The sequence below is a fragment of the Microcoleus sp. B7-D4 genome (genome assembly GCF_036705125.1).
Classification (GTDB): domain Bacteria; phylum Cyanobacteriota; class Cyanobacteriia; order Cyanobacteriales; family Microcoleaceae; genus Microcoleus.
Window position 1 is genome coordinate 11881 of the sequence record NZ_JAUBTT010000044.1, and the last position, 14341, is coordinate 26221.

Annotated in this window: 5 protein-coding genes; 3 read left to right on the forward strand and 2 right to left on the reverse strand. The window is 43.3% G+C overall.

The features are described from left to right. Positions 1–78: 78 nt before the first annotated feature. Both QUB12_RS18485 and QUB12_RS18490 read left to right on the forward strand, forming a co-directional pair. Positions 79–4128 carry a hypothetical protein gene (locus QUB12_RS18485; protein WP_333307928.1) on the forward strand — a complete coding sequence of 1350 codons (4050 nt, stop codon included), beginning with the start codon at positions 79–81 and terminating at the stop codon, positions 4126–4128. A gap of 334 nt (positions 4129–4462) precedes the next feature. Further along, entirely contained in the window at positions 4463–5023 is a 561-nt protein-coding gene (locus QUB12_RS18490) for a Uma2 family endonuclease (RefSeq protein WP_333307930.1), read from the forward strand. Between the two features lie 408 nt (positions 5024–5431). Here QUB12_RS18490 and QUB12_RS18495 read toward each other — a convergent pair whose 3' ends face one another. Further along, positions 5432–7900: an ATP-dependent Clp protease ATP-binding subunit gene (locus QUB12_RS18495; protein ID WP_333307932.1), complete on the reverse strand. Its 2469-nt coding sequence runs from the start codon at positions 7898–7900 to the stop codon at positions 5432–5434. Between the two features lie 444 nt (positions 7901–8344). Between QUB12_RS18495 and QUB12_RS18500 the strand changes: the two genes are divergently transcribed. After that, positions 8345–13681, forward strand: coding sequence for an AAA family ATPase (locus QUB12_RS18500; protein ID WP_333307933.1), 5337 nt, complete (start codon positions 8345–8347; stop codon positions 13679–13681). Positions 13682–13685: 4 nt separating this feature from the next. Here QUB12_RS18500 and QUB12_RS18505 read toward each other — a convergent pair whose 3' ends face one another. Then, entirely contained in the window at positions 13686–14252 is a 567-nt protein-coding gene (locus tag QUB12_RS18505) for a hypothetical protein (RefSeq protein ID WP_333307935.1), read from the reverse strand. Positions 14253–14341: the final 89 nt, after the last annotated feature.

Sequence of the window (14341 nt, forward strand, 5' to 3'; positions counted from 1 at the left end):
CGATGGCGGTATTTTGCCATATTCGCTCGACATTAATCTAGGCTATAGCTGGAAGGTACTTAGTACAAGTTTAAGCCAATGTCGTCTCCCAAAGATCGATCGAGCAAAATTGAATTGAGCGTCTTAGCGTCGCATCCTGAGTTGTTGACAGGTTTAGATGCGTGGCTGCGGCTAGGTTTACTTTCGCCCGCTGAGGTTGAGGAATTGTGCCGACAGTATTTAGTCTGCCCAATCAGAGAGCCCGCTGTAGATTTTTCTGAAATTGAAAACCCGATCGCTCCTATTGCCGAGCCAAAAGTACCTGCCTTATCAACGCAAAAAGCAGTACCTAGCAGCAGAGAAAGCGTTGCTAGGCCCACAGAAACTACTCAAACCCCTAATTTTATCGCTCAAATTTTGCACTCACTAATGGCAGAAATTAGCGTGGTGTGGCTGTTATTTTTAGGAGTGTTCATGGTAGTTGTCTCCTCTGGAGTCTTAGCTGCCAGTCAGTGGCAAAGATTTCCTGCCGCCGGACAATATGGAGTTTTGTTAGCTTATACTTTAACTTTTTGGGCGATTAGCAGTTGGGCAAACAGACAGCAGAATTTGCACTTGACTGCTCAAACTTTGCAAGAAGTGACGCTGTTGCTAGTGCCGATCAATTTTTGGGCGATGGATACTTTTGGATTGTGGCGGTATCCTTGGGATTGGGCGGTAGCAATCGCAGCGGCACTTATTTTGACTTGGATAACTGCCCGGATTATCAAATATCAATATCAAAGCTTTTCAGGAAAAAACATCACTCGCTCGATCGCCCTAAATCACTTGGGATTGAGTTATTTGCACTCTTGGTGGGCATTTGCAGGCTTTTCCCTTACTGCGGTTTATGTGGGTACAGTGGGGACTGCTGCTACTACAGTTTATCAAGTTCAGCAACAACGATTGCAATCTATCCAACGTGGGGGAAATACTGAAACATTCCCCGCTGCTTTCAGTTTGAGCAGAGATTTTCTGACTTACAAAAAAGCAGCTTTAGTAGCTTATTCGTTAGGAATTTTACTGAGTCGAGCGATATTTGTCAAGGATGTAAATATCGCTGAAATGGGTTTAGCTTTGGCGATTTGTGGCGTGCTTTTAGCATGGCTGGATTGGCAGCAACCCCGGCAATCTGGGACTATTGAAAACAATATATCCGACCAGCCAAATCCCAGCAACTTTTTTAAATGGCAATTAGCGGGAATGGGTTTGTTGGGTTTGGGATACCTGGTTTGTTTTCGCGACATTCCGCTACAGGCGATCGCAGTTAGCGGATTGGCTGTTTGGTTTTTTTATAACCGTTTAGTGCGGTTTTGGCAAGAGTTTGATTTGGTAATGCTGGAGGCGGTGGGACTTCAGAGTATTTGGCTGTTTTGGCGAGTGCTTCCTTTAGGGATTAAAACACAAGTTGCCGCATTTTTAACTCAGCTTACAAACTCTCAGGAAACTCCTTGGGCTTTTTGGGGTGTTCTGCTGTTGCCTTATTTAATTTTAATGGTAAGTGCAGCGCAGTGGCTCTACCGCAAGCGAAAGTTTCAACTTGCCAGTTTTGGCGAAAACCTTGCTCTCGCTTTGGGGAGTGCTTTAACTGTTATTAGTTTTGTCAATCCGTTTTGGCGATCGCTCAATTTATTAGTCTCTACTTTAATTTTAGGTTGGATCACTTGGAAATACGTAATTCCCGATAATTCCCGGCGAGTTTCGAGGCAGGCTTCTGCGGCTGAACAACCGGGAAATCCGGCAATTTTGGTTCCCCTAACTCACATTATGGGTTTAGGTGCGATCGCATCGGCAATTGACTTATTTTTCCCAAACCTGACACCAAATATTTGGTCTGCAATATTATTAATATTCATGGCGAGTGAATGGGTATTTTTTGTCGGTATGAAAGCGGCCAATTTCCGAGAAAGCTCTGCCTTTTTTCGCTGGCATCCTGCATGGTTCCAAAGTTCCTGGTATCTGGGCTTAGTATTAGCAGGATTTAGCTTTATCTTGTTGCAAAATTATGTGATTGCGGGTACTGCCACTTATCGCCCTCAGTGGAGGTTGCTCTGGCTGGCGACTCCTTTGGCTTTGACTACTGTTGCTAAATATACTGAGGTTCCTCACAAAAAAGTTGCCAGTACCTTTAGTACGATCGCCCTAATATTTGCCCAATTTCTAATTTTTATTTTTCCGGGATATCGGTTAATTGGTTTGGGGGTTGCCGCCGGATTAATGTTGGTCAATACTTACTATTTAGTCGAGATACCAGCGGCTGCGATTGGAGTGGGGTTTGGCTTGAGTTTCGTAGCTGCGGTGATCGATCAATTAGGTTTTGTGTCGGGTTGGGATTGGGGAATTGCCGGGGCGATCGCTCTTTTGTGTCTGTGGTTGCTTCGCAGCATGATTGTTCGTTTTTCCAGCCGTTTACCTGAGTCTTCTCAATTAGCTGAAATTTACGATCGAGCTTTAGATGGGTGGGCCATCTTACTCGCCGGCTTACTGTTAACAACTATTACTTTTTATTCCTATGAACTCTACGCAGCCAGTAGCTTGACTTTCCCGCCCTCTACTGAAGTTTTGGCTGCTATTTTGGTGATAATGGCTGCGATTATTTTCCGAAGTTTACGGCAACTTTCCCCTCTGGCAATTTATGCTTTGGCTTGGAGTTTGGAGTTATTGACAGCAGTGGGTTTGAGTTTTGTCGATCGCACTACGATTAATTTGGCAGTTGCTAATATTGCTCTCGGATTGTTTACGCAATTGTTGGGGGATTGGTGGCGGCGCCGCCACCGCGATCGAACAAATTTACCTAGCATTCATTTTATACCTTTGGTTTACGGCGTATTGGGTTTAACTTTCCGATCGCACAGTTTTGCGAATTGGACTGGTTTAACTGTGTTGGGTGCGTCTTTAATTGCGATCGGCATTGGTAGGCGGGAACCAGAATTCAAACCTTTGGTTTATTTGGGATTAATTGGCGTCTCCGTTGCTGCTTACGAATCGCTACTCTATAGACTTTTTCAAACACCAGGAGGAACTCTTGGAGATGGCTTAATTGTCCTGGCAACTCTCGGCACAACTTTAACATATATCTATCGCATTTTATCTCCTTGGCTCAGCAATTATTTACATTTAACTAATGCAGAGTTAAAAATATTTGCTCACCTGCACTGGGTTTTGAGCAGTTTGCTGCTGATTTGGGCTTCTGTGAATGATATTAAATCCGGCTTAACTTTAGGATTAGTCACTGGTGCTTTATTAGTTCAATATGCTTTCTTGCAAGGGCGAAATAATCTCGATCGCCAATGGGCAGAAATTTGGATTTACTTGGGCTGGGTAGAAGCCTTTGGCCTCCGGCTTTATTGGATCAATACGCCTTTAGTTAAGTATATTTCCGGGCCGCTGGGGCCTTGGAAAGTTGCCCTCGCTTCTCTATTTGCCTATTTCATTTACATTTTGCCTTGGGACAACTGGGGTTGGTCAAAAAAACCTTGGCAGGTAATTGCTTCGCTGATTCCAATAGTTACTATTTTGGAAAGTCCGGCTAAGTTTTATCCGATTAGCTTGCTGATAGCTGCTACCTTCTATTTTTTCCTGGCTTGGGAAAGGGAGGAAGCCCGTTTTACCTATGTGAGTGTGGCGATAATTGACTGGATAATGCTGCGGTGGTTCTGGCAAATAGGATTGACTCAGCCAGAGTTTTATGTTACTCCTTTAGGACTTTCTTTACTTTACATTGCTCAGTTCGATGGCACTCTCAAATTACCAGCAGAAAAACCGCTGCGCCACACTCTGCGAATGCTCGCCACTGCGCTGATTTGCGGGATGCCTCTTTTTACTCAGCAAAACCACGGTTTAGTTGCGGGGGCTTTTAGTTTGGCGGCTATTGCAGCGGGTTTGGCGCTGCGAGTTCGGGCGTTTTTGTTTGTGGGAACGGGAATTTTTTTAATCAATGTTTTCTATCAGTTGGTGGTTCTAATCTTCGATTATCCGCTGATTAAATGGGCAATGGGTTTGGCTTTTGGCATTGCGTTTATCTGGATTGCTGCTACTTTTGAAACGCGGCGCGATCGCATTTCTGCTGTCGTGCAGCATTGGGTTGTACAATTGCAATCGTGGGATTAAATTTTCCCTTAATCAACTTTTGTTGGGTGGTTAGGGTGGGTTTACCAAAACCCTAACCCTATGATTATTTGTTGATGAACTTTTGAAAAATCGCCCTTTTTTTTTGGGTAAAAAGCTTGACACTGTTAGCTTGACACTGTATTATTTAATAATGGAAATAGTGGCAATTTTAAAAATTAAGTTACTACTCCCATTATCTAAAATATACCTTAAAAGCAAACTAAGATCAATAGGTAAAAATTCCTTTTTTTGCGCCGCGATTTGAGATTGTGAAAGCAGCAAAGGCGATGAAACAGAAAAAGGGCAACTAAAAGGAGCGCCAAATAAATAAATTATGACAACTCAGTTTATGAAGCGCCTGTTCACAGTAAAAGAATATCATCAGATGATTGAATCTGGCATCTTGACAAAAGATGATAAAGTTGAATTGATTCGAGGAGAAATTGTTCAAATGGCCGCCGTCGGTAGAAGGCATACATCTCATGTCAAGCGTCTGACAGAGTTATTCTATATCTGCTTATTATCGAGAGTAACCATTGGAGTTCAAGATCCGGTAGAATTGGACGATCGCTCGGAACCTGAACCGGATATTTCTTTACTGCGGCGGCGCGATGATTTTTACGAATCGGGACATCCTCAGTCTGAGGATATTTTACTAATTGTGGAAGTAGCGGATGCAACCGCTGAAACTGACAGAATTATCAAAATTCCTCTTTATGCGGAAGACAATACTGTAGAAGTTTGGCTGGTAGATATTAACGAGCAATGTGTAGTAGTTTATCGCGAACCTTCTCCCTTGGGATATCAAAATATTCAAAGATTTCAGCGGGGTCAGGTTTTATCAATTCTAGCTTTTCCAGATGTAGAAATTGCTGTAGATAATGTGTTGGGATAACAGAGTCATAACTCATACCATTTTAGATTTTATAATTGGGAATGATATCGTTTCCGGTTGTATCTCATATCTTGCACCATTCTCAAGAACAGGCAAGATGCCTGTTCCACAAAAATTCAATGTTCTTGTGGAACAGGCATATGGCCTGTTCATAAATGGCTACTTGAGAAGGGTGCAAGATATCGGTTGTATCTGAATGATTTAACCGCAGAGGGCGCAGAGAACGCAGAGGGAGAGAATACAGAGAGGAATAATTCCGATGCTACCGAATTTGATATGACTGATTATATAAGGATTTGGAGCTTGCCTAAAGTTGCTTTTTTTAAACGGGTTTCATTTAATTAAAAACCCGGCTTCTCCGAGAAACCGGGTTTTTAATCAACAGTATTTATCCGTTTTTAGAGTGCATTAATGGCTTAATGCGAATTCGGGCAATTTCGGCTCAGATGAACCATCGGGTACTACCTTAACCTGACCGTTTTCATCCACATCAACGATCGCCTTTTGGCCGTCTTTCAGCTTCCCAGACAGCATTTCCTCAGCCAGTACATCTTCCAACAACCGCATGATTGCGCGGCGCAAAGGTCGAGCACCGTAGCTGGGATTGTAGCCTTCTGTAACTAACAAGTCCTTGAACCGGTCTGTCACCGACAAAGTAATACCCTGTTCGGTTAAGCGGCTGAAGACTTGCTGCAACATAATGTCCGCAATCTGCTTCACTTCTTCCCTGTTCAACTGGCGGAAGACGATAATCTCATCCAAGCGGTTGATAAATTCGGGACGGAAAAACTGTTTCAGTTCTTCGTTTACCAAGCTGCGTACGCGGTTGTACTGAACGTCTGTGGCACTGTCAGCAAACTCGAAACCGAGACCGCCGCCGCCTTTTTCAATTACTCGCGAACCGATGTTTGATGTCATGATCAGCAGTGTATTCTTAAAGTCTACTGTCCGACCTTTAGCATCAGTTAAGCGGCCGTCTTCCAAGATTTGCAGCATCATGTTGAAGACATCTGGGTGAGCTTTTTCGATTTCGTCGAACAAGATGACTGTGTAAGGACGGCGCCGGACTGCTTCTGTTAGTTGGCCACCTTCGTCGTAGCCGACGTAACCCGGAGGCGAACCGATGAGTTTGGAAACCGTGTGGCGTTCCATGAATTCGGACATATCTAACCGAATCATGGCTTCTTCGGAACCGAAGAAATATGTTGCTAGGGCTTTTGTAAGTTCCGTTTTGCCGACGCCTGTGGGGCCGGAAAAGATGAAACTGGCGATCGGGCGATTCGGATTTTTCAAGCCTACCCGCGCGCGGCGGATAGCCCTAGAAACTGCGCTGACAGCTTCTTCTTGACCGATCAAGCGCTGGTGCAGCGTGTCTTCCATGTGCAGCAGCAATTCCGATTCGGATTCTGTCAGCTTGCTGACTGGTACTCCCGTCCAATTAGCCACGATGTGGGCGATGTCTTCTTCGGTGACAATGGGAGAAGTTTTGAGTTGGCTTTTGTTGATCGTAGCTTCGGCGATTTCGGCTTCAATCTCTAATTCGCGATCGCGCAATTTTCCAGCTTTGTCGAAGTCTTGCTCGCGCACTGCTGTATCTTTTTCTTTTGTTACTGCAGGCAGTTGCTTTTTGAGTTCTTTAACTTCGGGCGGGGTTTGTGAATTCATCACGCGGACGCGGGAACCTGCTTCGTCAATTAAGTCGATCGCCTTGTCTGGCAAAAACCGATCGTTAATGTATCTGTCTGACAGTGTGGCCGCTGCTTCTAAAGCTGCGTCGGAAATTGTCAGTCTGTGATGCTGTTCGTAAGCCGATCGCAACCCGTACAATATTTCTATTGTTTCAGCCACGCTCGGTTCACCGACTTTGATCGGTTGGAAGCGCCGTTCTAAGGCAGCGTCGCGCTCGATGTGTTTGCGATATTCGTCCAAGGTAGTTGCGCCAACACACTGCAATTCGCCTCTAGCAAGGGCTGGTTTTAGCATATTGGAAGCGTCCATGCTACCTTGAATTGCGCCTGCACCGACTAAGGTGTGAATTTCATCGATTACCAGAATGATGTTGCCGGCAGCACGAATTTCGGCCATGATTTTCGTCAGCCGTTCTTCAAATTCGCCTCGGAACTTTGTACCAGCAATCAGCGAACCCATATCGAGGCTGATTACTTGTTTGTCTTCTAAAATTTCCGGGACGTTTCTATTAACAATCCGCTGGGCTAAGCCTTCGGCGAGGGCGGTTTTGCCGACTCCCGGTTCGCCGACTAACACTGGATTGTTCTTCGTGCGGCGGCCGAGCACTTGGATCACGCGCTCGATTTCATTTTCGCGGCCCACTACGGGATCGAGTTTGCCGGCTGCTGCTAACTTGGTGAGGTTTGTGCCGAATTCTTCTAAAGTCGGGATTTTGCGATCGCCGCTATCTCCTCTGCCTCCGGGTACCGCCGCGACTTCTCCCACGGCACGAATTACCTGGGTGCGGACTCTCTGGCGATCGATCCCCAAGTTTTGCAGCACCTTCGCCGCCACCCCTTCATCGTCCTGAATCAGCCCTAGCAGGATGTGTTCGGTGCCGATGTAATTGTGGCCTAACTGCCGCGCTTCGTTCAGCGCCGTCTCAAAAATGCGCTTGACGCGGGGCGTAAAAGGAATTTCTGGCGGGAGGAACCCGGAACCTCTACCGATGATATTTTCGATTTCATTGCGCGCCTCTTTCAAGTTGAGGCCCATATCCAGTAATACTTTTGCAGCGATGCCAGTGCCTTCGCCGACGAGTCCCAGGAGGATTTGCTCGGTGCCTACAAAATTGTGACCGAGGCGTCGCGCTTCCTCTTGGGCTAGCATGATTGCTTTAATGGCTTGTTCTGTAAAGCGTTCAAACATATTTTTTCTATCCTACTGTCTTGGCGAGGGCTGTATCGCTGCTGGTGAGGAGCGATTTGGAACACTACACAAATTATAGATGTAAATTTTTGTGTATTTCCTTCTTTAACAATGTATCTTGCTAAGGAGGTAGGGACAGTGGGGAGACCCGAATAGTAGGGGTGTGGTTGCCGTCCGCTGTCGATCGGATATTAATTGAGAATAATAGTAGCAAAATGGCTTGATTGCATGAATAATATCATTGTTATGTATAAATCATATTCTTGTTCCAGTAAATTAAGCTTGATTTTTGTTTGCCTAAGTACATGGTTGAATGAAGCATATAACAGTTGCCATGTCAAGACTTTTGACGGTTGAGGGTGGTAGTGCCGTCAGCCAACAGCCCACAGTCAACAGCGAACACAGACTAGAATCACATATATTTTCAACTCTCTGCAGAACTCCATGCAATTTCTCTCGCAATACCAAATCCACTCCACTCTCCACGAAGGTATCGAAACAATTATTTATCGAGGAAAAATCCCCACCCACCAGGATACAACCGTACTCAAAATCCTGAAAGCTGAATATCCCACCCTTGATGCAATTACCCGGATCAAGCATGAGTATCGCATTCGCCAACATTTAGACCATCCGGGCCTAGTTAAAGTCCTTAGCCTAGAAACCTTTGACAACCGTCTCGGCTTGCTTTTAGAAGACTTTGAGGGCGAATCTCTCGATCGCCTCCTGTCGAGACAAAAGCTCGAAGTCATCACCTGTTTGACGTTTGGCATCCAACTCATAAAAGCCTTAGAATATCTGCACCTTCAAAAAATTATTCACAAAGATATTAAGCCAAGCAATATCATCATACACAGCGCAACAGGAATTATTAAACTGACAGATTTCGGGATTGCTTCACGCTTGTCCAAAGAAAATCCCCAAATAAATAATATTAACTCTATAGTCGGTACTTTTGCTTATATGTCTCCCGAACAAACCGGGAGAATGAACCGCACCCTCGACTACCGCACCGACTTTTATTCTCTAGGAATCACTTTATATGAAATGCTGACAGGTCAATTGCCATTTATGAGCAACGACCCTTTAGAAATAGTTTACAGTCACATCGCTTCTCAAGCAATTTTGCCGGAGCAAATTAATTCCGACATTCCACCAGCAATTTCACAAATTGTGATGAAGTTAATGGCTAAAAATGCCGAAAATAGATATCAAACAGCCGGCGGCTTGTTAGCCGATTTAGAAATGTGTTTATATCAGTTAGAAACTACAGGGAAGATAGTCGATTTTACGCCAGGAAACTTAGATATATTGAGTCAGTTGTTGATTCCTCAAAAATTGTACGGGCGGGAAACACAAGTCAGCGAACTATTGGCAGCATTTGAACGTGTAGCTAATCCTTGCGACGAAGATTCTTCCCCTTCCCAAATTGAAGTGATTCTAGTTTCTGGTTATGCAGGTATAGGGAAATCGGCCGTAGTTAGCGAAATTCAAAAACCCATCACCAGACAGCGGGGTTATTTTATTTCAGGTAAATTTGACCAATTCCAGCGGAATATACCTTACGCATCTTTAATTCAAGCTTTTCAATCTTTGATCCAGCAGTTACTTACGGAAAATATCAAAAAATTACAAGATTGGCAAGATAAACTTTTAGCCGCACTAGGCGATGCCGGACAAGTAATTATTGACGTGATTCCCGAACTAGAATTGGTAATTGGCAAACAGCCTGCGGTTGCGGAACTTCCCCCCACAGAAGCACAAAACCGCTTTAACAGGCTATTCAAAGAATTTATCCACGTATTCGCGCGAAAAGAGCATCCCTTAGTCATATTTATCGATGACTTGCAGTGGTCAGATTCAGCGACATTGAAATTAATGGAATTGCTGGCGACTGACCCAGATAGCAAATATTTACTATTAATTGGAGCCTATCGAGACCATGAAGTTAGCTCTACACATCCTTTAATGCAAACAGTAGAGTACCTTCAAGAAACGGGGATTATTCTCAACAATTTAGTTCTGGAACCTCTTTCTTTAGCCCAGGTGACTGAGTTGATTTCTGAGACATTGAATGACTCAGAAAGAATTCAACCTTTAGCGGAGTTAATTTGGAATAAGAGTGGTGGCAATCCTTTTTTCTTGACGCAATTGCTCAACACTCTTTATCAAGAAAAACTTTTGAGATTTGACTTTACCGGGCTGCTGTCTCCCGGAATAAAAGGGCAGTGGCAGTGGAACATTGAGGATATTCACGCTATTGGCATCATAGATAAGAGTGTAGTTGAACTGGTAGCCAGTCGGATTCAACAGTTGCCAGAGACTACACAACAAGTTTTGAAATTGGCGGCTTGTGTTGGGGACAAATTCACTTTAGATGTTCTATCTACTGTCAACGAAAAATCTCCGTCAGTCACTGCGACTGAACTCTGGGATGCTTTGCAAGCGGGGTTAATACTTCCATTGAATGAGAGTTACCTCATTCCTTTATTTTTAGATGGAGAAGCCGGAGTTAATTTAACTTTCGATTCTTCGCGAATCAGTTATAATTTTTTGCACGATCGCGTCCAGCAAGCTGCATATTCGCTGATTCCTGATGATGAAAAGAAAGCCACTCATCTTAGCATCGGTAAATTGCTGTTGAAAAATACGCCCGCCGATAAAGTAGAAGAGAGAATTTTTGATATTATCAACCAGTTGAATGTAGGAATTGATTGTCTCACCAGGCAATCAGAAAAAGATGAATTAGCCGAATTAAATTTAATTGCTGGACATAAGGCAAAAGCAGCTAACGCTTATGAACCCGCTGTTAAGTATTTGAATGTGGGAATTTCCTTATTAGCACCGGATAGCTGGGAACGCCACTATAGCATGACGCTGCGGCTGTATGTAGAGACGCTGGAAGCGGAATATTTAAACACTAACTTCCAGCAAGCAGAAAATTTGGCAGAAGTGGTTTTGCGATCGGCTAAAAACCAGCTTGACATAGTGAAAGTGTATCAGCTAAAAATCATATTTTATCAGGCTCAAAGCCAGATGCTACAAGCTGTTGAAACTGGTCTAGAAGTGCTGAAAATGCTGGGAATAAACCTCTTAGACAGCCCAACTATTGCAGTGCCAAAATTGCCGCGAATTGAGGAATTAGAGAACCTGCCAGTTATGACAGATCCTTATCAACTGGCAGCTATGGAAATCCTGACAGCCCTCTATCCTCCTGCTTATATTGCCAAACCAGAAATTGTCTCCTCCCTCGTCTTGACTATGGTCAATCTTTGTATCGATCGCGGTCATTCAGCATTAGCCACTTTTCCTTATACTCTTTATGGAATGATGCTGTGCGGCATCGAAGGCGACATCGAAGCTGGCTACTACGCTGGGCTAATCGCTTTAAAGCTGCTAGAACAATTTAATGCTAGCCAACAGAAAGCTAAGGTTTATGTAATGTTTAATGGTCATATCAGAATATGGAAAGAGTCTACTAAAAATACACTTGCTTCCTTTCTAGAAGGAAGGAATTTTGGTTTGGAAAGTGGTGATGTAGAATGGGCGATTTATAATTCTAAGCACTATATTACTAATTTATTTATGGTTGGAGAACCGCTAGAATATGTCACGGAAAAACAAAGCATTTATATGGATTATTTGATAAAGAATAAACACGAATTTGCCATAGGTTATGCTAAGATTTGGCAATTACTTGCTTCAAGCTTAAGAAGCCAAACAGCAGAGCAAGTACGATTAGTTAGCGACAGGTTGGATGAACCTGCTGTGATGTCGCGTTGGCAGAAAGAAAATAATCGAATGTCGCTGTTTGCAGCTTATGTTGCTAAATTGATGCTGCTTTATTTACTTAAAGATTATGCTGCGGCTGTGGCCAGCGGTAAATTAGCGGCAGAATACGCAGATGGGGCGATCGGCTTAATCACTGTTGGGGTACACAATTTCTACTATTCGCTGGCCCTCCTCGCTCACTATCCTGACAGTGACAATCAAGAAGCATACCTAGCTATTGTTAACTCTAATCAGCAAATTATGAAAAAGTGGGCCTACCATGCACCCATGAATTATCAGCACAAGTACGAGTTAGTTGAAGCTGAGAAAGCTCGACTTTTCAGCGATAAACTTGCAGCTATGGATTATTATGACTTAGCTATTAAAGGAGCGGCTGCTAACGGTTACATCCAAGAAGAAGCATTAGCCTATGAATTAGCGGGAGAGTTTTATCAATCTTGGGATAAAGAGATAATTGCTCGAACTTATGTGACAAAAGCTTATTATGCCTACATCCGCTGGGGAGCTATAGCAAAAGTTAAATACTTAGAATCCCGTTATCATTATTTAGTTGAGCGTCATCAAGAAGCAATATATAAAAATGTTGTCACGACTGCCACAACTACTATCAACAATAGTTTGGTGCTGGATTTACCAACTGTTGTCAAAGCATCTCAAGCTGTTTCGAGCGAAATTATCCTCAGCCGCTTGCTAGAGAAACTCGTACAGCTTGTGAAGGAAAATGCAGGCGCTCAAAAAGTCTTATTTATTGCCAAGACAGGTAATCAATTCTTCATAGAAGCTGGACTTACAGGTGAGTTTAATGATGTAACTCTGTTGCAATCTCTCCCGATTGCCGAATCTGAGATTCTGCCCATTTCCTTAATTAACTATGTAGAAAGAACCCAACAATACTTGGTTTTAGACGATGCTACCCGATCCGATCAATTCCAATTTGACCCGTATATTGCGACCAATCAACCCCTATCTATCCTGGTATTGCCAATTATCCATCAAGGCAACCTGACGGGAATGTTTTATTTAGAAAATAATTTAACCAAAGGTGCTTTTACTAGCGACAGGCTAGAAATTTTGGGAATATTGTCTGCACAAGCAGCTATTTCTCTAGAAAATGCCCGTTTTTATACTATTCTGGAAACGCGAGTAGCGCAAAGAACTGAGAAATTGCATACTGCATTGGAAGAACTTCGCCACACTCAATTGCAGCTAATTCAAAGTGAAAAAATGTCCAGTTTAGGGCAAGTGGTAGGGGGAGTTGCTCACGAAATTAATAACCCGATTAACTTTATTTATGGAAATTTATATTACACCAATGAATACGCTGAAAACTTACTACATTTACTACGTTTATACCAAAATAATTACCCAAATCCAGTGCAAGAAATAGTCTATGAAACAGAGCAAATAGATTTAGATTTTTTGATGACTGATTTCACTAAAATGATAGAGTCAATGAGAGTGGGCGCTGCGAGAGTTCGCGATATTGTGCTGTCGCTGCGAAACTTTTCTCGGCTAGATGAATCAGATAGAAAATGGGTTAATCTCCACGAAGGTATCGACAGCACGTTGATGATTTTGGATCACAAATTAATTGATATTCAAGTGCTCAAGGAGTACGGCAATTTGCCTTTAGTGAACTGCTATCCGGGAGAAATTAATCAGGTATTTATGAATGTACTGACTAATGCTATTGATGCTTTGTCTCGCGAAAAAAGAGGGAAAGAATTTGACTCGACAATTCAGATTTGCACTGAAGTCGCCGAAGGAAATCAAGTAGCAATTCGCATTGTAGATAATGGTGTGGGGATGAGTTCGGAGGTATTGGGTAAAATATTTGACCCGTTTTTTACTACTAAAGAGGTAGGTAAGGGGACTGGTTTGGGATTGTCTATCAGTTATCAAATTGTGGTAGAACAACATGGAGGAAAGTTAATTGGCAAGTCGGAACCCGGAGAGGGCAGCGAGTTTACTATACTGCTGCCGTATTGATGAATTAAAGCCATCGTGAAAGCAACTGTTCAATTACTTTCACAAAGCTGATCGCAATTTGAATCAACGGCCAACCCACAAAACAAATTAACACCGCCCAGCGAGTTTGAATATCCAAACCTTGGCGAACCGCCACAATTACAGCTAGCAAACTCCACACAGCTAATATCCGCTCAATTCCTTCTCCCAGCAAGGGAATTAGTGTTAAGAAATTCAGCACTTGGGGCGCGTAAGCAAAGCCGATCGGAACCAACAACTCCCCATAAGTTACGTGCCCCTGCTTCAGCCACTCTCCGATTTTAAAGATAGTGAAAGTCCAAAAATAATAACCCCCCGCGATTGCCAAACCATCTATCCAAAGTGCTAAAAATAACACTGATAGCTCAGTTCGATTGATTAACAAAATGACAGCGCTGCCCAACACGCGGGACAGCGCAGCTAAAATTACAATTGTTAAAGCTATCCGCTTAGTTCTGCGAGTGTAGGGAGTTTTTTCGTAAAAATTGCCATTCAAAGAAAGTGCGTTCCAAAGGGTTGCCCCCAAGCCTGCAATTGAATCTTCTCCCTTCACGTTGAACTCCTGCTCCTCAAGATAGTTGACAACTTTTACAAAATAAGCTCTAATACAGCAGAATCACCGAACTATTTCTAGATAATTAG

Coding starts and splice junctions, on each gene's coding strand:
- QUB12_RS18485 (WP_333307928.1), top strand. CDS start 79: ATGTCGTCTCCCAAAGATCGATCGAGCAAAATTGAATTGAGCGTCTTA.
- QUB12_RS18490 (WP_333307930.1), top strand. CDS start 4,463: ATGACAACTCAGTTTATGAAGCGCCTGTTCACAGTAAAAGAATATCAT.
- QUB12_RS18495 (WP_333307932.1), bottom strand. CDS start 7,900: ATGTTTGAACGCTTTACAGAACAAGCCATTAAAGCAATCATGCTAGCC.
- QUB12_RS18500 (WP_333307933.1), top strand. CDS start 8,345: ATGCAATTTCTCTCGCAATACCAAATCCACTCCACTCTCCACGAAGGT.